The organism is Paraburkholderia diazotrophica, from assembly GCF_900108945.1.
Taxonomy (GTDB): domain Bacteria; phylum Pseudomonadota; class Gammaproteobacteria; order Burkholderiales; family Burkholderiaceae; genus Paraburkholderia; species Paraburkholderia diazotrophica.
Genome location: NZ_FNYE01000005.1, coordinates 317904 through 341993, shown reverse-complemented (window position 1 = coordinate 341993; position 24090 = coordinate 317904). Strand labels below are relative to the sequence as shown.

Here is a 24090-nt window from a genome sequence, read left to right as displayed (position 1 = left end):
GCCGATTCCCCGCAAAGGCGCGTGGGCGTTGGCGCAGTAACGAGTCGGCGGATGCTCGACAAAAACGTGGCATGGAAGCTGCTTTAATGGTCCCGATCGGACTGGCCCGACGCCAGAAACGGTCGACCCCGGGATGCCGGTATTCGAGGGGTGGACGCGTCGGGGCTGGTCAGCTAGATTGGGCGGCGGCTCAACCCGCCGAATTCGTTAATCAGGAGATAGGTTATGAGTAAATCCGTGGCCGACGTCATGCAACTCGTCAAGGACGAGGACGTCAAGTTTGTCGACTTCCGTTTCACCGACACGCGCGGCAAGGAGCAACACGTTTCGGTGCCGGTGTCGGCATTCGACGAAGACAAGTTTGAAAGCGGCCATGCATTTGACGGTTCTTCGATTGCCGGCTGGAAGGGCATCGAAGCGTCGGACATGCTGCTCGTGCCGGATGCGAACACCGCCTACATCGACCCGTTCTACGAAGAGTCGACCCTCGTGCTGACCTGCGACGTCGTCGAACCGGCTGACGGCAAGGGCTATGAGCGCGACCCGCGCTCGCTCGCGAAGCGCGCCGAAGCGTACCTGAAGAGCACGGGTCTCGGCGACACGGCCTTCTTCGGTCCGGAACCGGAATTCTTCATTTTCGACTCGGTCCAGTGGAACACGGACCAGTCGGGCTGCTTCGTCAAGATCGGCTCGGAAGAAGCACCGTGGTCGTCGGGCAAGGAATTCGATGGCGGCAACACGGGCCACCGTCCGGGCACGAAGGGCGGCTACTTCCCCGTCGCTCCCGTCGACACGTTCCAGGACATCCGCTCGGAAATGTGCCTGCTGCTCGAGCAGATCGGCATCCCCGTCGAAGTTCACCACCACGAAGTGGCGGGCCAGGGCCAGAACGAAATCGGCACGAAGTTCTCGACGCTGGTGCAGCGCGCTGACTGGACGCAGCAGCTGAAGTACATCGTCCACAACGTCGCGCACACGTACGGCAAGACGGCGACGTTCATGCCGAAGCCTGTCGTCGGCGACAACGGTTCGGGCATGCACGTTCACCAGTCGATCTGGAAGGACGGCCAGAACATGTTCGCAGGCAACGGCTATGCGGGCCTGTCGGAATTCGCGCTGTTCTATATCGGCGGCATCATCAAGCACGCTCGCGCGCTGAACGCGATCACGAACCCGGGTACGAATTCGTACAAGCGTCTCGTGCCGCACTTCGAAGCACCCGTGAAGCTCGCTTACTCCGCACGCAACCGTTCGGCGTCGATCCGTATTCCGCACGTCCCGAATCCGAAGGGCCGCCGTATCGAAACGCGCTTCCCGGACCCGCTCGCGAACCCGTACCTGTGCTTCTCCGCGCTGATGATGGCGGGTCTGGACGGCGTGCAGAACAAGATCCATCCGGGCGAAGCCGCAGACAAGAACCTGTACGACCTGCCGCCGGAAGAGGATGCAAAGATCCCGACCGTGTGTGCCGGCCTCGACCAGGCGCTGGAAGCACTCGACAAGGATCGCGAGTTCCTGACGCGCGGTGGCGTGTTCACGGATGCGATGCTCGACGCTTACATCGAACTGAAGGAAAGCGAACTGCAACGCGTGCGCATGACCACGCACCCGGTCGAATTCGAACTGTACTACTCGCTGTAAGAGGCGCTGCGCCTTGCCTGCGCGTGTGCGGGCAGGCGTAGCCCGACGCTGCGATCGGTCATGAAGGGACGGCGGCGCCGTCCCTTTTTCGTTGGATCAAAGCGATGACTGTTTTATTGCAGATTGATGTTGCCGTATTGAACCGCGTGCGCTGAAGTCCGCTTCACCATCGCTGTCGGCGGGAGTTAGCGCTTGAGCGCCTGCTCCCGCCCCATGCAACGCTATCTACCCGACTGCAAGATGGTACTGAAGAACCTGATCAAGGCCAGAAAAGGGCATGCCGACGCACTGTCGGACGATGTGCAGCTCGTCGAATCCGGTTTGCTGCCGGGCTTCGAGGCGCTGCCCACGGTCGTGCTCGTGCTCGACAAGCGAACGCTGCGGGTCGCATTCGCGAACCCGTCGGCGGAATCGATGCTGGAAATGTCGCGCCGGCAACTGACGCAGATGGCATGGCCCGACATCTTCGCGAACGGCGAGGAACTGACGGCGACCATTGCAGCGATCGCCGCGCACCGTTTTCACGCGACGCATCTCGATGCCGTGCTCGAGCGCCCCGGCCATGAGCCGCTGCATGTCCATGCCGTCGTCGGCTTTCTGGAGAGCGCGCAAGACTACGTGCTGCTGGAACTCTTCGAGAACGAGCGGCATCTGCGCTCGGATCGCGAAGAGCGCATTCACGATCTGACGGCCGTCAACAAGCAGCTGATCCGCAATCTCGCGCATGAGATCAAGAATCCGCTCGGCGGCATTCGCGGCGCGGCGCAACTGCTCGAGTTCGAGCTCGGTGCTCGCGAACGCGACGAGTTGTGCGAGTACACGCAGGTCGTCATCAAGGAATCGGACCGGTTGCAGACGCTCGTCGACCGGCTGCTCGAACCGCATCGTCATCCGCATATCGTCGGGGACGTGAATATTCACGAAGTATGTGAGCGCGTGCGCGCCGTGATTCTCGCGGAGTTTCCGCGCGGCCTCACAATCGAGCGCGACTACGACGTGAGCGTGCCCGATCTGCGCGGCGACAAGGAGCAACTGATCCAGGCGCTGCTGAACATCGTGCGCAATGCGGCTGAAGCCTTGCGCGAACGCATCTCGCAAGGCGATGCGCGCATCGAGTTGCGCACGCGCGTCGCGCGCAAGGTGACCATCGCGAAACGGCTTTGCAAGCTGGCACTGGACTTGCATATCGTCGACAACGGGCCCGGCATTCCCGAAGAGATTCGCGAGCGCATTTTCTATCCGCTCGTATCGGGGCGCGACGATGGCAGCGGTCTTGGCCTGACGCTCGCGCAGACATTCGTGCAACAGCACGAAGGGATGATCGAAGTGGAGAGCCGTCCTGGTCACACCGAGTTTCAGATCCTGCTGCCGCTCAACTGCTGACACGACACGCAATACAAGACTTCTGACGGACCTATATGAAGCCGATCTGGATAGTAGACGACGATCAATCGATCCGCTGGGTGCTCGAAAAAGCACTCGCACGCGAGAACTTCGCGACACGCAGTTTCGCGAATGTCCGCGAAGCCGCGGGCGCGCTGGAACACGATAGCCCGCAGGTGCTCGTCTCCGATATCAGGATGCCAGGCGGCTCCGGGCTCGAACTGCTGCAGACCGTGCGCGACCGCGTGCCGGGGCTGCCCGTCATCATCATGACGGCGTTCTCGGATCTCGACAGCGCCGTCGCCGCATTCCAGGGCGGCGCATTTGAGTACCTCGCGAAGCCGTTCGATGTCGACAAGGCCGTCGAACTGATTCGCCGCGCCGTCGACGAAAGCGTGCGCGGCGAGCATACGTGGGACGACCGCGTCGCCGAAGCGCCGGAGATGCTCGGCCAGGCGCCCGCGATGCAGGACATGTTCCGCGCGATCGGCCGCCTGTCGCATTCTGCGGCGACCGTGCTCATTACGGGCGAATCAGGCACCGGTAAGGAACTTGTCGCGCGCGCGTTGCACCGACATAGCCCACGCGCGAACGGTCCGTTCATCGCGCTCAACACGGCAGCGATTCCGAAAGATCTGCTGGAATCCGAACTGTTTGGCCACGAGCGCGGCGCATTCACGGGCGCGCAGGCGATGCGCCAGGGCCGGTTCGAGCAGGCTGAGAACGGCACGCTCTTTCTCGATGAAATCGGCGATATGCCGTTCGATTTGCAGACGCGTCTGTTGCGCGTGCTGTCGGATGGGCAGTTCTATCGCGTCGGCGGACACAACCCGCTGCGCGCGAACGTGCGCGTGATCGCCGCGACGCATCAGAATCTCGAATCGCGCGTGCGCCAGGGCCTGTTCCGCGAGGACCTGTATCACCGGCTGAATGTGATCCGCTTGCGTCTTCCCGCTTTGCGCGAGCGCAGCGAAGACATCCCGCTGCTGACGCGCCACTTCCTGCAGAAAAGCGCGCGGGATCTCGGCGTCGAGCCGAAGCGCGTATCGGACGAGGCGGTGGCGTACCTTACGTCGCTGCCGTTTCCGGGCAACGTGCGCCAGCTCGAAAACCTCGCGAACTGGCTGACGGTGATGGCGCCCGCGCAGACGATCGAGGTCAAGGACTTGCCGCCCGATCTCGTGTCGACGCAACAGGCGGGCGCGGAACTCGTGTCGTCCGGCGGGCCGGCACCGATCGATGCCGCGTCGGGCACAGGTGTAGCAAACGGCACGGCGCCGCTGCTGGGCACGCCCGCAGTGCAGGGCAGCACGGCGATACCGTCGCCTGTCGCCGCATGGGAGAACGGCCTGCGCACGGAAGTCGCGAAGCTCTTGCGCGAGAATGCCGCCGATGTGATGGACGAGCTGTCGCGCCGTTTCGAGGCGGCCGTGATCCGAGAAGCGCTCGACTTCACGCGTGGACGCAAGGTGGAAGCGGCGGAGCGTCTCGGTATCGGACGCAATACGATCACGCGCAAGATCCAGGAGTTGAACCTCGAATCTTGATTGCTGGCGCTTTTCATTGCGCTCGCGCGATGTACATGAAAGCGGCTCGACGGCGCCACGCGCCATCGAGCCGCTTTTTTATCCGCGATGCAGCTTGAAGTCCACTTCCGCTGGCCGCCCTTCGAGCGATAGCTGCGCCCGCGCCGCCGGCGCGCGGCTCACCACTTTTCCTCGACTCACGACGGCGAGGCGCGCCGCGCGCAAGCGTATCGCTTCGACGGCGTCGCGCGCATCGAGCACGACGAGGTTCGCATCGCACCCCGGCTCGATGCCATAACGCTCAAGCCCGAGAATGCGCGCCGCGTTTGCCGTGACGGCATCGAAACACGCGTGCATCGCATCGATGCCCGTCATCTGCGCGACATGCAGGCCCATATGTGCGACTTCGAGCATGTCGCCGGAACCGAGGCTGTACCACGGGTCCATCACGCAATCGTGACCGAACGCGACATCGATGCCCGCCGCCATCATCTCGGGCACACGCGTCATGCCGCGTCGCTTCGGATACGTATCGGAACGCCCTTGCAGCGTGATGTTGATCAGCGGGTTCGCGATGGCCGCGACGCCCGCCTCGCGCATCAGCAGCAGCAGCTTGCTGACGTAGTAGTTGTCCATCGAATGCATCGACGTCAGATGCGAGCCTGTCACGCGGCCTTGCATGCCGAGACGATGCGTTTGCGCGGCGAGCGTTTCGATATGGCGCGACATCGGGTCGTCCGATTCGTCGCAATGCATGTCGACGCGCAAGCCTTTCCCGGCTGCGAACTCGCATAGCAGGCGCACGGACTCCGCGCCGTCCGCCATCGTGCGCTCGAAATGCGGAATGCCGCCGACCACGTCGACGCCCATCGCAATCGCGCGCTTGAGATTGTCGAACGCGTCCGCGCTGCGCAGCAGTCCGTCTTGCGGAAACGCGACCAGTTGCAGATCCATATAAGGCGCAACGCGGCGCTTCACTTCGAGCAGCGCTTCGACGGCGAGCAGGCGCTCGTCGCACACATCGACGTGCGTGCGGATGGCCAGCAGCCCGCGCGCGACGGCCCAATCGCAATACTGCAACGCGCGAGCGACGAGCGCTTCCTGCGTGAGATGCGGCTTCAGCTCGCCCCATAGCGCGATGCCTTCAAGCAAGGTGCCGGACATGTTCACGCGCGGCAAGCCATACGAGAGCGTCGCGTCCATATGGAAGTGCGCATCGACGAACGGCGGCGTGACGAGCGAACCGTTCGCGTCGATTTCTTCGCGCGCGGTGGCGGCGAGCGTCGGCTCGACAGCGGCGATGCGGCCGCCCTCGATGCCGATGTCGACGAAGACATTCGGTTGCGCCGCGCTGGGCGGCAATACGGCACGACGGATGATCAGGTCCATGGGCGGCTCCTTTGCATGACGTCGATTCTATCGGCGGAACAAGTGCGTGTGGCGTCGATCCGGCATCGTCCCGACGGCATAGGACGAACGACCACGCTGTACCGGCCGGCAGCACGCGATCCGTACCGCTCGCGCGTGCGCCGCCGGCCTATACTCGGCGACGGGACACAACCAACACGCAACCAACACGAACGGGCACGAAGCGATATGAAGACGATAGGCGTGATCGGCGGGATGAGCTGGGAATCGTCGGCCGAGTACTACCGGCTGATGAACCGTCACGCAAAGGCGCGCCTCGGCGGCCATCACAACGCGCGCAGCCTGATGCTGACCGTCGATTTCGCGCCTGTTGAAGCGAATCAGCGCGCGGGCGACTGGCATGCGCTAGGCGTGCAGATGGCCGACGCGGCGCGGCAACTGGAACGCGGTGGCGCCGATCTCGTGCTGCTCGCGACGAATACGATGCACCGCGTGCATGAAGCGATCGAGGCGGCGATCACCGTGCCTTTCCTGCACATCGCCGACCCGACGGGCGAAGCGCTGCGCGCGGCGGGTGTCGAACGTGTTGGCCTGCTCGGCACGCGCTATACGATGGAGCAGACGTTCTATGCTGGGCGCCTGCGCGAGCGCTTCGGGCTCGATACGCTGGTCCCCGATGACGAGGGCCGTGCGAACGTGCATCGGATCATCTACGACGAGCTGTGTCATGGCGTGATCGAGCCACCTTCGCGCGACATCTATCGGAGCGTGATCGAGGACTTGAAAGCGCGCGGCGCGCAGGCCGTCATTCTCGGCTGCACGGAGATCACGCTGCTGATCAAACAGGAAGACTCCGTGCTGCCCGTCTTCGATACGACGGCGCTGCATGCACAAAGGGCCGTCGACTGGGCGATCGAAGCGGACCCGCGGTGAGTCCTTCGGTGAATCCTTCTGTGAGTCCGTGCAGTGAGTCCACACAGTGAGTCGCTGTTACGCGAGCGTCCCCGGCCTCTAGCAGAATCTGATTAAAAAAATTCGCTCAAGTGTTTGACGCGTGCCGCGGGTATCAGTACAATTCGCTTCCTCTGACGCGGGGTGGAGCAGTCTGGCAGCTCGTCGGGCTCATAACCCGAAGGTCACAGGTTCAAATCCTGTCCCCGCAACCAGTTTCATGGCATCGTGTCCTGCTCCACACGGCCTCAGCATCCGAAGCCCGCATCGCCGCAAGCGTTGCGGGCTTTTGCTTTTTTACCTGCGCACGTTGCCGCACGGAGCGGCGCCGCGCGATCGCGGTAAGATGCCATCCAGCACCCGAGAGAACGAGAACGAGCGATGAAATTAGCCACGTGGAACGTGAACTCCCTGAAGGTTCGGCAGCAGCATGTGATCGACTGGCTCGAACTCAGCCAGACCGACGTGCTCTGTCTTCAGGAACTGAAGCTGCCCGACGAAAAATTTCCGCGCGCCGAACTCGAAGCAAAGGGCTACCGCAGCTGGTTCGCGGGACAGAAGACCTATAACGGCGTCGGCATTCTCGTGCGCGATGGCGTGAACGTCGATGAAAGCAACATCGTGCGCAACATTCCCGGCTTCGACGACCCGCAGCAGCGCGTGATCGCCGCGACCATCGATGGCGTGCGCGTGATCTCCGCTTACTTCCCGAACGGCCAGGCGCCCGGCACCGACAAGTTCGCGTACAAGCTGCGCTGGCTCGATGCGCTGCACGTCTGGATCGCGCGCGAACTGGCGCAGTATCCGAAGCTCGCGCTGCTCGGCGATTACAACATCGCGCCCGAAGACCGCGACGTGCATGATCCGAAGGCGTGGGAAGGGCAGAACCTCGTGTCGCCGGAAGAGCGCGCGCAGTTCCAGCGCCTCATCGAACTCGGCCTCGTCGATTCGTTCCGGCTCTTCGAGCAGCCCGAGAAAACCTTCACGTGGTGGGACTACCGGATGCTCGCGTTCCGCCGCAATGCGGGCCTGCGCATCGACCACATTCTGCTGTCGAAACCGCTCGCGGCGAGCTGTACGCACTGCGACGTCGACAAGACGCCGCGCAAGTGGGATCAGCCTTCGGATCACGCGCCCGTCACCGCGCTGACCGAATAAGCGCACACGCGCATGAAAAAAGCGGGTCCGGTCATCCCGAACCCGCTTGTCTTGCAGCAGAACTCGCGAGCGCCCGCGTTAAGGCGCTACGCGCGAACGCGCCTGCTGCGCGTCCGTGCCCGCAGCAACATCAATGCGCCGCCCCCGGCACCGCGCCAGGCGCCATGCCGTTGTGACGCAGCAGCGCGTCGATATTCGGCTCGCGGCCGCGGAATGCCTTGAACGATTCCATCGCGGGACGACTGCCGCCCACTTCGAGAATCTCCTTGCGATACCGCGTGCCCGTCGCCGCATCGAGCACGCTGCCGGTGCCCGACTGCGCCGCTTCTTCGAATGCCGCGTACGCATCGGCGGACAGCACTTCAGCCCACTTGTAGCTGTAGTAGCCCGCCGCGTAGCCGCCCGCGAAGATGTGGCTGAACGTATTCGGCCAGCGCGAGAACGCAGCCTGCGGAATCACATGGAAGCGCTCGTTGATTTCGCGCGCGAGATCGTTCGCGCTCTTTGCACCGGACGTGTCGAAGTCGACGTGCAGCTTCATGTCGAACATCGAGAACACGATCTGACGCAGCGTGCCCAGACCGCTCTGGAAGTTTTTCGCGGCCAGCATCTTGTCGAACAGTTCGCGCGGCAGCGGCTGCGCGGTATCGACGTGCGAGGTCATGTCGCTCAGCACGTCCCACTCCCAGCAGAAGTTCTCCATGAACTGCGACGGCAGTTCGACGGCATCCCATTCGACGCCGTTGATGCCCGACACGCCCAGTTCGTCGACGCGCGTCAGCATGTGATGTAGCCCATGCCCGAACTCGTGAAAGAGGGTGATCACTTCATCGTGCGTGAAGCAGGCGGGCTTGCCGCCGACGGGCGCCGAGAAGTTGCACGTCAGATACGCGACGGGCGTTTGCACCGCGCCGTCGACGGGCTTGCGGCGCGAGCGCGCATCGTCCATCCATGCGCCACCGCGCTTGCCTTCGCGCGCGTACAGGTCGAGATAGAACTGCGCGACGAGGCCGCCGTCCTGATTCTCGACGCGGAAGAAGCGCACGTCCGGATGCCACGTCGCTGCTTCGTCGCGGCGGATCTTCACGCCGAAGAGCGTCTCCGTGACCTTGAACAGGCCCTTGAGCACTGTGTCTTCCGGAAAGTATTGCTTCACTTCGTTTTCGGAAAACGAGTAGCGCTTCTGGCGCAGACGCTCGGCGGCGAATGCGACATCCCACGGCTGCAATTCGCCGAGGCCAAGCTTGCCAGCGGCGAACTCGCGCAGTTCCTGCCAGTCGTGCTCGGCGTGCGGACGCGCGCGCGTCGCGAGGTCTTCGAGGAACGTCATCACCTGCTCGGGCGACTCGGCCATCTTCGGCGCGAGCGACACTTCGGCGAAGTTTTTGTAGCCGAGCATATGCGCTTCTTCTTCGCGCAGCTTCAGGCTTTCGGCGATGTTCGCCGTGTTGTCCCAGTCGGTAGTGCCCTTGCCGTATTGCGGCCCGAGCTCCGATGCGCGCGTGACGTAGGCGCGGTACATCGTCTCGCGCATCGCGCGGTTTTCCGAGTACTGCATCACCGGGAAATACGACGGGAAATGCAGCGTGAACTTCCAGCCGCTCTTGCTCTCGCGCTCGGCCGCTTCGCGGGCGGCTTCGATCACGTCTTCGGGCAGCCCGGCCAGATCGTCCTTGCTTTCGGCGATATACGCGTAGGCATTGGTCGCATCGAGCACGTGATCCGAAAACGCCTTCGACAGCGCGGCCTGACGCTCCTGCAGTTCCGCGAAACGCGGCTTCTGGTCTTCAGGCAGCTCGGCGCCCGACAGGCGGAAGTCACGCAGCGCATTGTTCAGGATCTTCTTGCGCTCGCCCGTCAGCGATTCGAAATCGCTGGCGGCGGCGATCGCCTTGTACTTCTCGTAGAGCGCGAGATTCTGTCCGACGCTCGACCAGAACTCGGTGACGCGCGGCAGGTTCTCGCCATAGACGGCGCGCAGCTCGGGCGTATCGGCGACGGCGTTCAAATGGCCGATCACGCCCCATGCGCGCGACAGCGGTTCCGTCGCGCGTTCGACGGGCTCGACGATGTCGGCCCACGACGCGGGCGTCGACGGCTCGCTTGCGCGGTCGACGGCGGCGTTCGCATCCGCGAGCAGCACGTCGAGCGCGGGCGTCACGTGTTCGGGGCGGATCTCGCCAAAGCGCGGCAGATCGGAGAAATCGAGGAGCGGATTGTCGGATGTCGATTGGGATGTGGACATGTTGCTTCCTGTCTGACGCGTTGAGTGAAGGCCCGGATGACCGTCAGCCGGGCCCGAAACGGAGCGGCGCACATCGCACGGCCCGCGCGCCTGCGGGCCGCCGTCTGGCGTCCTGTCGGGCATATTGGGGCGCCATTCGCCATTTCCAGCGGGGATCGATCGGTTGCAGCACAAATTATCAGAACTGTCGCCCGCGCGCAGAAGCGGCGGGCTCACGCATATTTGTACCAGAACGGAAAAGTGGGCAAGCGAACGGTCGCAACAGCAATTTTCGCGCATCGTTGAACGATCGGTGCGTGCGTCTGGCGTATGGCTCGCCTGAGTGTCGCGTGGAAGTCGCATGTACCTGTCGTTCGCGCCGGTTCACGCCGATTGCGCATCCTTCCATTGCCGCGCGCCGTTGCGTGGCGGCCGCTTCGCAGCAGGTAGCATCCCGATGACTTCGCATTCGAGCAGTCTCTCGCGCGCCCTCGCTCGCGATTCCAACAACTTCGATCTCGTGCGACTGGTCGCCGCGTGCGCCGTCGTTTATTGCCATGCGTACGTGATCCAGACGACGGACGCGACCGACGGCCTCGCGTCCGCGCTGGGGTTCGACGGCGCGGGCAGTCTCGGCGTGTACGCGTTCTTTCTGCTGAGCGGGCTGCTGGTCAGTGCGAGCTTCGACAGGCAGCGCTCGGTCCCGCGCTTCATCGTGTTGCGGCTTGCGCGTCTGCTGCCGGCGCTGGTCGGCGCGTCGCTGGCGGCGATGTTTATCGTCGGGCCGATCTTCACGACGCTCACGCTGCACGACTATTTTTCTTCGGGCATCACGTGGCGCAATCTCGACTATTTCTCGACGCTCGTGATGAAGCGTGGCTGGACGCTGCCGGGCGTGTTCGATCACAACCGCTTCGTACACGATGTGTGCGCGCCGCTATGGACGTTGCCGCTCGAAGTGCGCTGCTATCTGCTCGTGCTGGTCACGGGCATGTTCGGTCTGCTGTCGACGCGCAAGGGCAGCGTGATCGCCGTGCTGCTCGCAGCGGCCGCGTTTTCGCTGCGTGTGAACGTGGCGGAACTGCATGTCGGCTGGCGCGATTTCGCGGAGAAGGCGGGCGGCTATTCGTTCTTCCCCGAGCCGTTCTTCTTTCTCGGCATGCTGCTGTATGGATGGCGCGAGCACGTCAACGTCAACGGCCTGGCCGCGTTCGGTCTGATGTTGGTGTATCTCGTGTTTCGCGATACTGCGGGCGCACAAACGCTGTTCTATCTCGCGTTCGTCTACGGACTGCTGTGGGTGAGCGTGACGCCGTCGCTGCGCCGCTGGGTGCCGCGTCACGACTATTCGTACGCGATCTACCTGTATGGGTTCATGGTGCAGCAGTGCGTGGCGGCCCTCGCGCCGCGCATGCCGCCACTGCTGTCGATACTGGTCAGTGCGCCGTTCATCGTTGCGTGCGCGGCGCTGTCGTCGCGCTGGATTGAGCGGCCCGCGATGAACTGGTGCCGCGCGCGGCTCGCACGCAGCGCGGCCCGCAAACGCGAACGCAACGTAACGGCCGAGAACGCGCCGACGACGGCAGCGGATCTCACCGTCCGCTGGCCGCCTTTCTGATGATGCGTTGATCCGCTGACGGCGCGCGCGGACGGCTATGGCTATCCGCGTGAATCGGCGAAAGAGAGGGCGGTTGTCCCGCGATCAGTTCAGGCCTTGCCCGCCGCGCGCTCGGCGGCTTCGATCGTGTTGACGAGCAGCATCGTGATCGTCATCGGGCCGACGCCGCCCGGCACGGGCGTGATATGGCCGGCCACTTCCTTCACGTTCGCGAAGTCGACGTCGCCGCACAGCTTGCCGAGGTCGTCGCGATTCATGCCGACGTCGATCACGGTTGCGCCAGGCTTCACCATATCGGCCGTCAGCGTGTTGCGCAGGCCCGTCGCGACCACGACGATATCGGCATCGCGGGTGTACGCGGCGATATCGCGCGTCTTGCTGTGGCAGACCGTCACCGTCGCGTTCGCCTGGAGCAGCAGCAGCCCCATCGGCTTGCCGACGATGTTCGAGCGCCCGATCACGACGGCGTTCGCACCTTTCAATTCGATGCCGTAGGCTTCGAACATCTTCATCACGCCATACGGCGTGCACGGGCGAAAGAGCGGCTTGCCCGTCATCAGCGCGCCCGCGTTCGCGACGTGAAAGCCATCGACGTCTTTCTCGGGCGCGATCGCTTCGATCACCTTGTGGCTGTCGATATGCGCGGGCAGCGGCAATTGCACGAGGATGCCGTGAATCTTCGGATCACGGTTGAGCCCGTCGATGCGCGCGAGCAGATCCGCCTCCGTCATGCTCGCGGGATAGCGGTCGTACGACGAGAAGAGTCCGTTGTCCTCGCAGGCCTTCACCTTGTTGCGGACGTAGACCTCGCTGGCGGGATTGTCGCCGACGAGCACGACGGCAAGACCGGGCTGATGTCCGCGGGCGGTGAGGGCGGCGGCGCGTGTGGCGACGTCGGCGCGCAGGGTCTTGGAAAGGGCGATGCCGTCGATCAGTTTGGCTGTCATGGTCGGTCGAGATACGGTGTTCGGAATGCAGGCGGGGCGGGCAGCGCGAGGCGTGTGATCACGTTGCCGCGCATGCTGCGCGCGCGTTCGCGACATGCGCTCTCGCGCGGCCGTCGCGAATCGCACGGATGGCGCTCGGAGGCAGGAACAGGTCGCGTGCCGAAAAGCGCACGACGCGAAAACCGCGCCGCAGCGAAGTTCGACATTATACCGTCGGGGATGGGATCGGTTGGCTTCGCGGATCACCGCACTGGCCGCCGTCGGGGGAAGCGGCAAGTGCGATGCGCGGTCGTCGCGAAGACCTGAATGCGGATTCAGGGCTGCGTCGCTGTCCACGACGAATCGGGATTGAACGACGTGATCGCGGTCGCCGCGCGTGACGTCTGCGCGCCGAGATTCTTCTGGTAGACCTGCCCGTTCTGGTTGACGATGAAACTCATCACGCCCGTCTTGCCGTATTCCGCCGGCCATGCGACGAGGCCGAAGCCTTTCGACAGTGCGCCGTCCTGCACGTAGCTCTGCGCGCCGCCGTCGGCGTTCGCGCCTTGCGACGTGAGGATGCGGTAGTGATAGCCGTTATATGCTTCGCCCGGCGTGACCTGATGCGGCATCGTCGCGGCGAGTGGCCCGAGCGGGCTTTCGGGCTCGCCGGGCGCAGTGGGCCAGTAGAGTCCGTCGCGCTGTCCGGGCGAGCTGATGAACTTTTGCGCGTAGTGCTGCATCTGGCTTCGATAGTCGTGTTGCGCATCGACGTAGGCGAGCGACGTCAGAATCGCCGCGCGCTCGTTGCGGCCGATCCGGCGCGTGAGCATTTCGTCGGTGGCGGCGGGCGTGTCGAATTGCCAGCCGCGCGTGCTCTGCACGATCGGAATCGGCAGCGTCCAGCCGTCCGTGCCGACGGCCAGATGCACGCTCTTGCGGCCGTGGCGCGGCGCCGGATCGTCGACGATCTGATGGCCATTCGCCCATTGCCCGAGGAACGCATAGATGTCGTCCTCGCCGATGTTGGTGGTCGGGATGTAGCGGCTGTAGTTCTTGCCGAGCACTTTCTCCATTGCCGGATGGTCGTTCGTCGCGAGTGCGTCGGCAAACGCGCTGGCGGCCGCGTCAGGCGTCGGATAGACCGCCTGCGCAGCGGCAGGTTGCGCGGCGGCGAACATCGTCACGGCGACGACGGCCGCGAGCGCATTCGATGCGCGCGCAAACGGCGAGACGGTTGAATCGGATGGAGCGCGTGAAAGGGCGGCGCGCGGCGCAATCTGACGCGCGCAAAGCAGCGCGCGCGGTGCGAAGCGGGTCGAAATGCGGATCATGTGTGCCTCCTGTCGATCGTTCGTGATCGTTCGCGACGGGTTGCGATTGCTCGTGACTGTTCGTGATCGTTCGCTCAGCGGCGATGGAACTGGCGTCCGCCGCCACCGCCCGCACCGCCGCCAAAACCGCCTCCGCCCCTGCCTGCGCCGCCGCTGAAGCCGCCGCCCGCATGTCCTGCGCCTGCGTTGAAGCCGCCGCCTGCCTGTCCCGCGCCGCCGGCCCCGAGCCGGCCGCCTCCCGCCTCGCCGCCGCCGAACTGCTGACCGCCTCCGCCCGCGCCGACACGGTTGCTCGCGCCACCGTTGCTCGCGAGCGACTGACGGCTTGCCTGTCCGCGCTGCACATCCTGCCGCGAGGCCGCGCCATCGCCGGCGCCGCGCAATGCGTTGTCGCGGTTCAGGTTCTGCGCGCTGTTGCGGATCTCGCCTGCGTTCGCGCCGCCTTGATGGATGTTCTGCACGCGCTGGCTCGCGTTGCCGCTCAGGTTCTGGCCGGTGCGGTTCTGCAGCGTCTGCTGTGCCTGCGCGCGCGATGCGTCGCGTCCGCGATATTGATCGCGCTGCGCGGCCAGATTGTTGTTGAGGTTGGCATTGTTGCGATTGATGTTCGCGTTGTTGCGGTTGATATTCGCGTTGCGGTTCCAGTTGGAGGTCGCGGTGTTCGAATTGATCCGGTTGTTGACGTTGACGTTGTTGTAACGATTGACGTTGATGTTGACGTCATGGTTGTTCCAGTTGAATCCGCCCCACAGCGAATTGACGACGGCCACGCCAGCGCCGAATGCGAGCCCCGCCGCGAAGCCCGACGCGATCGCGTAACCGGGAGGAGGCGGCACATACACGGGCGGATAGGCGGGATAAGGCCACGCGCCGTAGACGACGGTCGGGTTATACGTCGGCACGTAGACCACTTCCGGATTGGCCGGCTGGATCTGGATCGTGTTCTGTTCGACGATCACCTTCTGCTGCTCGGTCGTCTTCAGATTGCCCGCCGATTGCGCCTGCTTGCGCAGCCGCTGCACGGAGTCCATCACATCGTTCGGCTGCGCGAGAAACGCGTTGCCTAGCTGCGTGACCCAGTCGGGCTTCGAGGCCATCGTCGCGAGCACCTGCGGGAACGCGACGAGCGATTGCACGCTCGGGTCCCACGGTTCCGATGCGACGGCTTTCACGGCATCGTCGCCCTTGTACTGCGTGTTCGACTTCGACCACGCGGCGGCCGCATCGACGTCCTGCGGAAAGGTCGCTGCCATCAGCACTTGCGCGAGCAGCGCATCCGGGTAGAGCGCGATGGGCGCTGTCAGCGAATCGAGTTGCTGGCTCGAGACTTTCGCGGGTGTCTGCGCGACGGCGTCGACGGTTGCGACGATGCCCGCGACGAGCGGCATGCCCGCAAGCGCCGCGCATAGCAGCCATGTGCGGGGCCGGTAGCGTTCGTATCGATTCACGGTGAGAACCTCCTTGCTGCGTTGTGGGCGCGGCAGCTGTCAGTGAATTCCGACATGCCGCGACGCGTGTTGTGGCAATGGAGCGATGAGGAAGCGACGGTGTAAGTCGACTGATAATGGAAGTGAGGTGCGCGCGCAAGCGCGATGTGAACCGGCGACGTGAGCGCTGTATGTTGCGTGCATCGCAGCAGCGCTGATGGCGGAAACAGCGACAGAGTGAGGATGACGTATGAAAACGCGGCATCGTCGCGCGATGCGATTTAGTTTGGATGACTAATGAAAGGCGCGTCACGCGCAAAACGGCGGACGGCGGAGACGCGAACAGGCCCGATAGGTGTGCGTCAGGGGGTAAGGAGGGGAATCGACGAGGGGCGCCGCGAAAGCAGCGCCGCATGATGCCATCAACGATGCTTCGGACGCCCGCGCAACGCGCAAGAGAAACCGCGGGCGGGGGCTCCGGGCTGCGGGGCCGCCATCACGTGATGACGCCCGCGCGGCGCGCTGGCGTTATTGCGCCTGCTGCGGCTTGTTAGACAACGCGAGACGCAGCAGGTCGGCCACCGTGTTCACGTTGAGCTTTTCCATGATGTTCGCGCGGTGCGCCTCGACCGTCTTGATGCTGATGCCGAGATCGTCGGCGATCTGCTTGTTCAGGCGGCCCGCGATGATGCGCTCGAGCACCTGATGCTCGCGCGCCGTGAGCTTGCCGAGGCGCTCGGCGGCGGCGCGCTGCTGCTGGACGCTGGTGCTTTCGCTGCGCGCCTTGTCGAGCATGCGCTCGACGAGCTTGCGCAGTTCGGCTTCGTCGAACGGTTTTTCGATGAAGTCCATCGCGCCTTTCTTCATCGTCGAGACGGCCATCGGCACGTCGCCGTGACCCGTCACGAAGATGATGGGCAGCAGCGTGTTGTCGGCGATCAGGCGCTCCTGCAATTCGAGGCCGCTCATGCCCGACATCCGCACGTCGAGAATCAGGCACGCGATCTGGCCAGGATGCTGATGCGGCTGCCATGCGTCGAGAAACTGCTCCGCGGCGGAGAAGCATTGAACGCGATAGCCGTTCGCCTCCAGCAGCCAGCGCAGCGAATCTCGCACCGCTTCGTCGTCATCGACGACAAACACGGTTTCCTGTGTGGTAACTGGGGTGTTCATAGCTCTCCCGTAACGGTTTGTGGTGTCGGCGCCTCGGACCCGCCGTTGCTCGGGCCGTCAGGCTCTCCAATAGGCAGACTGCAATGGAAAGTGGCGCCCGTGATGTGGCCGTCGGATTCGACGTTGTTCACCACCCACAGGCGTCCGCGATGCGATTCGATGATCGAACGGCAAATATTCAGCCCCATGCCCATGCCATCGGACTTGGTGCTGTAAAACGGTTCGAAGAGACGCTCGGCCGTGGCTTCGTCGACGCCCGGACCCTGGTCGACGACGCTGATGCACACGAAGCCGGAGTCGAGCCGCACGACGACGCGGATCACGGGATCGACGGCATCGGGCCGCGCGTCGTGCATCGCTTCGGCGGCGTTCTTCAGCAGGTTCACGAGCACCTGCTCGATCAGCACCGGGTCGACATAGATGACGGGCAGGCGCGAGCGCATGTCCGTCACGATGCGGATGCGGCGCTTGCGCGCTTCGATCTCGGCGAGACCCACGGCGTCGGCGACGATGTCGGCGACGCGGGTGGCCTGTCGTTTCGGTTCGCTGCGTTTCACGAATTCGCGGATGCGCTTGATGATCATGCCGGCCCGAACCGCCTGCTGCGCGGTCTTTTCGAGCACTGGTAACAGGTTGTCGGGCGTTGTCCGACCAGATTTAACCAGTGCGACGGTCCCAGAGCAATAGTTATTGATGGCCGCGAGAGGCTGGTTCAACTCGTGCGCGAGCGACGACGCCATCTCGCCCATAGTCATCAGGCGGCTCGTGAACTGCAGCTTTTCGTCTTGCTGGCGCGCGAGTTCCTGCGCCTGCTTGCGGGTCGTGATGTCGGTCGCGATCTGCATCTGCGCGAGGTGGCCGTCGACCCACTGGATGTACTGGCGGCGCACCTCGAACCATTTCTGGATGCCTTGCACGTAGACTTCCTGCGCGTCGGCCGTGCTTTCGGTGAGCGCGGCGGCGGGCAGGCCCGCGAACGCGTCGACCATGTCGATCGAGTCCGACGACGCAGCGGAGCTGTCGAAGCTGCCGCCGCCCGCGAGTTCGAGATGGCCGTCGGGACGGATGCCGAACAGATGCCGGTAATAGCGGTTCGCGAACAGCAGTTCGGCTTCGTCGGCGGCGAGCACGGAGACGGCGGCATCGAGACTTTCGAGCACCGTCGTGAAGCGTTCGTGCGCGGCGGCGAGTTCTTCGCGCGCGCGCTTCGGCTCCGTGATGTCCGTCATCGACGACATCCAGCCCGTTTGCCGTCCCGAACTGTCGATCAGCGGCGACACATACAGGCGCGCATGGAACAGCGAGCCGTCCTTGCGGCGCACGCGCAGCTCGAATCCGGAAGAGGGCGCCTTGCCGCGCAGCGTCATGTCGAGCTGCCGCTGCATCTCCGGGTACGAATCGCGCGGCCAGTACGGGAACGGCGCGTTCTTGCCGACGAGATCGCTTTCGTCCCAGCCCGTCATCCGGCAGAACGCGGGGTTCACGTGCGTGATGCGGCCGTGCATGTCGAGCACGCGCATGCCGATCAGCACGGAATTTTCCATCGCACGCCTGAAGAACGCCTCGGCGTACAGCGCCTGTTGCGCCTCGAAGCGCTGGCGCGTGTGCTTCCACAGGCTCCACAGACTCCACAGCACGAAGCACGACAGTCCCGCGACCAGCCACACGAGCGTGTTGTTCGTGAAGTTGGTCATCTGCGGATATGCATAGACGCGCACAGACACGCCTTGTCCGGGCGGATCGAGCGGCAGGTCGTAGTAGGCGTCGCGCGGCAGGCGCGGGCGCGTCGACGTCGTGGCCAGCTCGCGGTTGTTGACGTCGATGATCGAAATCTTGTACTTCGCCGACAATTCGGGCGGGATGTCGCGCTTCAATATCCCTTCGATCGAGAACACGGCGGCGACCGTGCCGAGGAACTCGCGGTCGCGATAGACAGGCGTTTGCAACGTGATATAGCCGTTGCCGACGTCGTCGTACATCAGCGGCGAATAGACCTGGCGGCGCGTGTTGCGCGCTTCGGCGAATGCGGCCTTGACAGCCTCGTCCATCTGCTGGTCATTGGGCTTGGCGAGGCGCTGGCCCAGGCCGGGCAGCGCGTTGTTCGGCCAGCGCGGCTGCTGCGCGCTCGTGTACCAGTTCATGTAGAGGATCTCGGGATGCCCCTGCATGATGTCCGCCGTCGACACCTGGAAAGAATGCGGATCGGCACGACCGGAGACGAGATCGCGCGAGAGCGCCTGCAACTGCTCCTGCGCGCCCGTCATCGACAGGCGGATCTGCTGCTGCGCCCACGCGACATTTCGGTAGAGCGTGTCTTCCTGCTGCTGCTGTTCGCGGCGGTTCAAGCTCCACAAGATCAGGCTCATGACGACCAGGAAAACGAGGATCGACAGGAGCGGCGTCAGCAAATAGGAATTCGACCACCAGGGTCCGTGGTGCCAGCGAGAGGGCGACGAATCCGCCGACGAACCGGCGGAGCGCGCCGAGCGTGCGAAAAGCCGATCGGTCAACATGGGTCGCATTGTAGCGCAGCGGCTGACACGCAATTGCCGCAAAAAAGCGATGAAAGTCGCGCAATTCGGCGCAAACTAGCCGACGTACTCGCTGATGGGCAGTCAAACCAGGGTGCGCCGCAACAATTTTCCGCATTATGAGAAACGCTCTCGTAATCTGAAAATTTCCTTGCGCAGGCGTTGTGGGCCTTATTACAATCGGCCGGAAGCTGCCGCGGTCGAGGTTCGTCCGCGTCGCCTGTTCACAGTGCGTTCCCCATATCCAGGAGACGAGCATGTCCGCTGTACCCGACGAAGTCATGAAGTACGTCGCCAACGCCAAAGACGATGGCGACCCGCAAGAAACCGCCGAATGGCTCGAAGCGCTAGATGGCGTGATTTCTGCTGTCGGTCCCGACCGCGCTCACTACCTCATCGAGAAGCAGATCGAATTTGCCCGCGTGCATGGCGAGCATCTGCCGTTCTCCGCCAACACCCCGTACATCAACACGATCCCCGTCTCGAACCAGGCGAAGATTCCCGGCGACCAGGACATCGAGCACCGCATCCGCTCGTACACGCGCTGGAACGCGATGGCGATGGTGCTGCGCGCCGGCAAGGAAACCAACGTCGGCGGCCACATCGCATCGTTCGCGTCGGCTGCGACGCTGTATGACGTCGGCTTCAACCATTTCTGGCACGCGCCGTCCAACGATCACGGCGGCGACCTCGTGTTCGTCCAGGGCCACTCGTCGCCGGGCGTCTACTCGCGTGCGTTCCTGCTCGGCCGCCTGTCGGACAAGCAGCTCGACAAGTTCCGCCAGGAAGTGGGCGGCGAGGGCATCTCGTCGTATCCGCACCCGTGGCTGATGCCCGACTTCTGGCAGTTCCCGACGGTGTCGATGGGTCTCGGCCCGATCATGGCGATTTACCAGGCGCGCTTCATGAAGTACCTGCAGGCGCGCGGCATCGCGAAGACGGACGGTCGCAAGGTCTGGGCGTTCCTCGGCGACGGTGAAACGGACGAGCCGGAATCGCTCGGTGCAATCGGCATGGCCGGCCGCGAGCGTCTCGACAACCTCGTGTTCGTGATCAACTGCAACCTGCAGCGCCTCGACGGTCCCGTGCGCGGCAACGGCAAGATCATCCAGGAACTGGAAAGCGAATTCCGCGGCGCGGGCTGGAACGTCATCAAGGTGATCTGGGGCAGCCGCTGGGATGCCCTCTTCGCGCGCGACAAATCGGGCGCGCTGATGCGCCGCATGATGGAAGTCGTCGACGGCGAATACCAGACGTACAAGTCGGAGTCGGGCGCGTTTGTCCGCGAGCACTTCTTCAACACGCCGGAACTGAAGGCGCTCGTCGCCGACTGGTCCGACGATGACATCTGGAACCTCAACCGCGGCGGCCACGATCCGCACAAGATCTACGCGGCGTTCCACGCGGCGACGCAGAAGAAGGGCCAGCCGACCGTGATCCTCGCGAAGACGATCAAGGGCTACGGCATGGGCGAAGCCGGCCAGGCGATGAACATCACCCACCAGCAGAAGAAGATGCAGGTGGAGGCGCTCAAGCACTTCCGCGACCAGTTCCGTCTGCCCGTCTCGGACGAGGAGATCGCGCACGTGCCGTACCTCACGTTCGAGGAGGGCTCGAAGGAACTCGAATACATGCGCGCCCGCCGTCAGGAACTGGGCGGCTATCTGCCGGCGCGCCGCCAGAAGGCGGAATCGCTGCCCGTCCCGGCGCTCGACGCATTCGAGCCGCTGCTGAAGGGTACGGGCGAAGGCCGCGAGATTTCGACGACGATGGCGTTCGTCCGCATTCTCAACATCCTGTTGAAGGACAAGGCGATCGGCAAGCGCGTCGTGCCCATCGTGCCGGACGAGTCGCGCACGTTCGGCATGGAGGGTCTGTTCCGCCAGATCGGCATCTGGAATCAGGACGGCCAGAAGTATGTGCCGGAAGACTCCGACCAGCTGATGTTCTACAAGGAATCGGAAACCGGCCAGATCCTGCAGGAAGGCATCAACGAAGCAGGCGGCATGTCGGACTGGATCGCAGCGGCGACGTCGTACTCGACGCACGGCGAGATCATGATCCCGTTCTACATCTTCTACTCGATGTTCGGCTTCCAGCGCATCGGCGATCTGGCCTGGGCCGCGGGCGACATGCGTTCGCGCGGCTTCCTGCTGGGCGGCACGGCAGGCCGTACGACGCTCAACGGCGAAGGCCTGCAGCACGAAGACGGCCACTCGCTGCTGTGGGCGGCATCCGTGCCTAACTGCATCAGCTATGACCCGACGTTCGGCTACGAACTCGCCGTCATCATGCAGGACGGTCTGCGCCGGATGGTGCAGGAGCAGGAAGACGTGTTCTATTACGTCACGGTGATGAACGAAAACTACGAGCACCCGGCGATCCCGCAGGGCGAGAGCGTGGCGAAGGACATCATCAAGGGCATGTACGCGTTCCGCAAGGGCGCGGACAACGCGAAGGCACCGCGCGTGCAGCTGATGGGCGCGGGCACGATCTTCAACGAAGTGATCGCCGCGGCCGACCTGCTGAAGAACGACTGGGGCGTCGAAGCCGACCTGTGGAGCGTGCCGAGCTTCACCGAACTCGCGCGCGAAGGCCACGAAGTACAGCGTCAGAACCTGCTGAACCCGCTGGCCGGGAAGAAGCTGTCGCACGTCGAGACACTGCTGAAGGACGCGAAGGGTCCCGTCGTCGCTTCGACCGACTATGTCCGCGCGCTCGTCGAGCAGATCCGCGCATTCGTCCCGCAACGCTTCGTCGTGCTGGGCACGGACGGCTTCGGCCGCTCGGATACGCGCGAGAAGCTGCGTCACTTCTTCGAAGTCGACCGCTACTGGACCACGGTCGCTGCGCTGAACGCGCTGGCCGACGAGGGTACGATCGAGCGCAAGGTCGTGGCCGACGCGCTGAAGAAGTACAACCTCGATCCGTCCAAACCCAACCCGATGACCGTCTAAGGCATCGCCCCCGCGAGCCCCTGACGCGCACCTCGCCGCCCGAAGCGGGCGGCTGAGGTGCGCGCGGCCCTGGAGACAGAAAACAATGAGCCAAGCGATCGAAGTCAAGGTACCGGACATCGGCGATTACAAGGACATTCCTGTAATCGAGGTGCTGGTGAAGGCGGGTGATACCGTCGAGAAAGAGCAGTCGCTCGTCACGCTGGAATCCGACAAGGCGACGATGGATGTGCCGAGCCCGGCGTCGGGCACGGTGAAGGAAGTGAAGGTCAAGCTTGGCGATACGGTGTCGGAAGGCACGCTGATCGTGCTGCTCGACGGCGAAGGCGGTGCCGCTGCCGCGAAGCCCGCGCAAGGCAACGGAGCGGCCGCGCCCGCGCCTGCTGCGGCGCCGGCTCCGGCGGCTGCTCCCGCTCCCGCTCCCGCTCCCGCTGCTGCATCGACGGCAGGCGGCGTGCAGGAAATCAAGGTGCCGGATATCGGCGACTACAAGGACGTGCCCGTGATCGAAGTCGCCGTGAAGGTCGGCGATCGCGTCGAGAAAGAGCAGTCGCTCGTCACGCTCGAATCGGACAAGGCGACGATGGATGTGCCGAGCCCGGCCGCCGGCGTCGTCAAGGAAGTGAAGGTCAAGGTCGGCGATGCCGTCTCCGAAGGCACGCTGATCGTGCTGCTCGAATCCGAAGGCGGCGCGGCTGCGCCGGCTCCGGCACCCGCTGCCGCGAAGCGCGAAGAAGCGCCGTCGGACGCGCCCGTCGCGCCGTCGCCGGCTCCCGCTCAACCGTCCGCGCTCGCGCAGGCGCCCGTCATTCCGGCAGGCGAAGGCGGCGCGTACCGCGCGAGCCATGCGTCGCCGTCGGTGCGCAAGTTCGCGCGCGAACTGGGCGTCGACGTGTCCCGCGTGCAAGGCACGGGTCCGAAGGGACGCATTACGCAGGACGACGTCACCGCGTTCGTCAAGGGCGTGATGTCGGGCCAGCGCGCGGCGCCCGCCGCGGCTGCAGCGCCGGCTGGCGCGGGCGGCGGCGAGCTCGGCCTGCTGCCGTGGCCGAAGATCGATTTCACGAAGTTCGGCCCGATCGATCCGAAGCCGCTGTCGCGCATCAAGAAGATTTCCGGCGCGAACCTGCATCGCAACTGGGTGATGATTCCGCATGTCACGAACAACGACGAAGCGGACATCACCGACCTCGAAGCGTTGCGCGTGCAACTGAACAATGAACGCGAAAAGGCGGGCGTGAAGTTCACGATGCTTGCGTTCGTGATCAAGGCCGTCGTCGCGGCGCTCAAGAAGTTCCCGGCGTTCAATGCGAGCCTCGTTGGCGACAATCTCGTGTTCAAGCAGTACTACCACGTCGGGTTTGCCGCCGATACGCCGAACGGTCTCGTCGTGCCCGTGATCCGCGATGCGGACAAGAAGGGTCTCGTCGATATCGCGAAGGAAATGGCGGAGCTGTCGAAGCTCGCGCGCGAGGGCAAGCTCAAGCCCGACCAGATGCAAGGCGGCTGCTTCTCGATTTCGTCGCTCGGCGGCATCGGCGGCACGAATTTCACGCCGATCATCAATGCGCCTGAAGTCGCGATTCTGGGCCTGTCACGCGGCGCGATGAAGCCCGTCTGGGACGGCAAGCAGTTCGTGCCGCGTCTGACGCTGCCGCTGTCGCTGTCGTATGACCATCGCGTGATCGACGGCGCGGAAGCCGCGCGCTTCAATGCGTATCTTGGGTCGATTCTTGCCGATTTCCGGCGTGTGATTCTTTGATTGTTGATGTGATGGCCGCTGCCTGAACGTCGCATCGATGCGTTCGTTCAGGCGCGTTCGCTGAACCTGCTTTGCCGCCTCGCCTTGCCGGCGGACGGCATCGGGCCTGCG

Annotated in this window: 15 protein-coding genes and 1 tRNA gene; 9 read left to right on the top strand and 7 right to left on the bottom strand. The window is 64.1% G+C overall.

Going from position 1 to position 24090, the window contains the following annotated elements; all coding sequences use genetic code 11:
* Positions 1–225 precede the first annotated feature (225 nt).
* From glnA to ntrC, 3 genes are all read left to right on the top strand, one after another.
* Positions 226–1641 (top strand): type I glutamate--ammonia ligase, encoded by a 1416-nt coding sequence (gene glnA / locus BMW76_RS09895; RefSeq protein ID WP_087735501.1) that lies wholly within the window; start codon positions 226–228, stop codon positions 1639–1641.
* Between the two features lie 240 nt (positions 1642–1881).
* On the top strand, positions 1882–3024 hold the full coding sequence (gene glnL / locus BMW76_RS09890) for a nitrogen regulation protein NR(II) (RefSeq protein WP_090864975.1): 1143 nt from the start codon (positions 1882–1884) through the stop codon (positions 3022–3024).
* A gap of 35 nt (positions 3025–3059) precedes the next feature.
* A complete protein-coding gene (gene ntrC / locus BMW76_RS09885) occupies positions 3060–4571 on the top strand; it encodes a nitrogen regulation protein NR(I) (RefSeq protein ID WP_090864935.1) in 1512 nt (503 codons plus the stop codon).
* Positions 4572–4649: 78 nt separating this feature from the next.
* On the opposite strand, the gene BMW76_RS09880 is transcribed toward ntrC, so the two are convergent.
* Entirely contained in the window at positions 4650–5939 is a 1290-nt protein-coding gene (locus tag BMW76_RS09880) for an amidohydrolase family protein (protein WP_090864934.1), read from the bottom strand.
* A 207-nt stretch (positions 5940–6146) separates the two neighbouring features.
* On the opposite strand from BMW76_RS09880, the gene BMW76_RS09875 reads away from it, so the two are divergent.
* The 3 genes from BMW76_RS09875 to xth all read left to right on the top strand — a co-directional run bounded on the left by BMW76_RS09875 (position 6147) and on the right by xth (position 8027).
* Entirely contained in the window at positions 6147–6851 is a 705-nt protein-coding gene (locus tag BMW76_RS09875; RefSeq protein ID WP_090864933.1) for an aspartate/glutamate racemase family protein, read from the top strand.
* Between the two features lie 156 nt (positions 6852–7007).
* Positions 7008–7084 (top strand) — tRNA-Met (locus BMW76_RS09870).
* Between the two features lie 166 nt (positions 7085–7250).
* On the top strand, positions 7251–8027 hold the full coding sequence (xth, locus tag BMW76_RS09865) for an exodeoxyribonuclease III (protein ID WP_090864932.1): 777 nt from the start codon (positions 7251–7253) through the stop codon (positions 8025–8027).
* Between the two features lie 130 nt (positions 8028–8157).
* Here the strand turns inward: xth and BMW76_RS09860 are convergent, their stop codons facing one another.
* A complete protein-coding gene (locus tag BMW76_RS09860) occupies positions 8158–10272 on the bottom strand; it encodes a M3 family metallopeptidase (RefSeq protein ID WP_090864931.1) in 2115 nt (704 codons plus the stop codon).
* A gap of 436 nt (positions 10273–10708) precedes the next feature.
* Here BMW76_RS09860 and BMW76_RS09855 point away from each other — a divergent pair, with 436 nt between their 5' ends.
* Positions 10709–11869 (top strand): acyltransferase family protein, encoded by a 1161-nt coding sequence (locus BMW76_RS09855; protein ID WP_090864974.1) that lies wholly within the window; start codon positions 10709–10711, stop codon positions 11867–11869.
* A gap of 89 nt (positions 11870–11958) precedes the next feature.
* Here BMW76_RS09855 and folD read toward each other — a convergent pair whose 3' ends face one another.
* The 5 genes from folD to fixL form a co-directional block, all read right to left on the bottom strand.
* On the bottom strand, positions 11959–12816 hold the full coding sequence (gene folD, locus BMW76_RS09850) for a bifunctional methylenetetrahydrofolate dehydrogenase/methenyltetrahydrofolate cyclohydrolase FolD (RefSeq protein WP_090864930.1): 858 nt from the start codon (positions 12814–12816) through the stop codon (positions 11959–11961).
* Between the two features lie 314 nt (positions 12817–13130).
* Entirely contained in the window at positions 13131–14129 is a 999-nt protein-coding gene (locus BMW76_RS09840) for a DUF2950 domain-containing protein (RefSeq protein WP_090864928.1), read from the bottom strand.
* Positions 14130–14203: 74 nt separating this feature from the next.
* Positions 14204–15577 carry a DUF3300 domain-containing protein gene (locus tag BMW76_RS09835; RefSeq protein WP_407668923.1) on the bottom strand — a complete coding sequence of 458 codons (1374 nt, stop codon included), beginning with the start codon at positions 15575–15577 and terminating at the stop codon, positions 14204–14206.
* 507 nt (positions 15578–16084) lie between these two features.
* Positions 16085–16729 carry an oxygen response regulator transcription factor FixJ gene (fixJ, locus tag BMW76_RS09830; RefSeq protein ID WP_090864927.1) on the bottom strand — a complete coding sequence of 215 codons (645 nt, stop codon included), beginning with the start codon at positions 16727–16729 and terminating at the stop codon, positions 16085–16087.
* Positions 16726–19242 carry an oxygen sensor histidine kinase FixL gene (gene fixL / locus BMW76_RS09825; RefSeq protein WP_090864926.1) on the bottom strand — a complete coding sequence of 839 codons (2517 nt, stop codon included), beginning with the start codon at positions 19240–19242 and terminating at the stop codon, positions 16726–16728. Before fixL ends, fixJ begins: the two co-directional genes overlap by 4 nt.
* A 275-nt stretch (positions 19243–19517) precedes the next feature.
* Here fixL and aceE point away from each other — a divergent pair, with 275 nt between their 5' ends.
* Positions 19518–22217: a pyruvate dehydrogenase (acetyl-transferring), homodimeric type gene (gene aceE, locus BMW76_RS09820; protein WP_090864925.1), complete on the top strand. Its 2700-nt coding sequence runs from the start codon at positions 19518–19520 to the stop codon at positions 22215–22217.
* An 85-nt stretch (positions 22218–22302) separates the two neighbouring features.
* Entirely contained in the window at positions 22303–23979 is a 1677-nt protein-coding gene (gene aceF / locus BMW76_RS09815; protein ID WP_090864924.1) for a dihydrolipoyllysine-residue acetyltransferase, read from the top strand.
* Positions 23980–24090 lie beyond the last annotated feature (111 nt).

Bases quoted from the DNA above. Each gene is read 5' to 3' on its own strand.
- glnA (WP_087735501.1), top strand. From the start codon at position 226: ATGAGTAAATCCGTGGCCGACGTCATGCAACTCGTCAAGGACGAGGAC.
- glnL (WP_090864975.1), top strand. From the start codon at position 1,882: ATGGTACTGAAGAACCTGATCAAGGCCAGAAAAGGGCATGCCGACGCA.
- ntrC (WP_090864935.1), top strand. From the start codon at position 3,060: ATGAAGCCGATCTGGATAGTAGACGACGATCAATCGATCCGCTGGGTG.
- BMW76_RS09880 (WP_090864934.1), bottom strand. From the start codon at position 5,939: ATGGACCTGATCATCCGTCGTGCCGTATTGCCGCCCAGCGCGGCGCAA.
- BMW76_RS09875 (WP_090864933.1), top strand. From the start codon at position 6,147: ATGAAGACGATAGGCGTGATCGGCGGGATGAGCTGGGAATCGTCGGCC.
- xth (WP_090864932.1), top strand. From the start codon at position 7,251: ATGAAATTAGCCACGTGGAACGTGAACTCCCTGAAGGTTCGGCAGCAG.
- BMW76_RS09860 (WP_090864931.1), bottom strand. From the start codon at position 10,272: ATGTCCACATCCCAATCGACATCCGACAATCCGCTCCTCGATTTCTCC.
- BMW76_RS09855 (WP_090864974.1), top strand. From the start codon at position 10,709: ATGACTTCGCATTCGAGCAGTCTCTCGCGCGCCCTCGCTCGCGATTCC.
- folD (WP_090864930.1), bottom strand. From the start codon at position 12,816: ATGACAGCCAAACTGATCGACGGCATCGCCCTTTCCAAGACCCTGCGC.
- BMW76_RS09840 (WP_090864928.1), bottom strand. From the start codon at position 14,129: ATGATCCGCATTTCGACCCGCTTCGCACCGCGCGCGCTGCTTTGCGCG.
- fixJ (WP_090864927.1), bottom strand. From the start codon at position 16,729: ATGAACACCCCAGTTACCACACAGGAAACCGTGTTTGTCGTCGATGAC.
- fixL (WP_090864926.1), bottom strand. From the start codon at position 19,242: ATGTTGACCGATCGGCTTTTCGCACGCTCGGCGCGCTCCGCCGGTTCG.
- aceE (WP_090864925.1), top strand. From the start codon at position 19,518: ATGTCCGCTGTACCCGACGAAGTCATGAAGTACGTCGCCAACGCCAAA.
- aceF (WP_090864924.1), top strand. From the start codon at position 22,303: ATGAGCCAAGCGATCGAAGTCAAGGTACCGGACATCGGCGATTACAAG.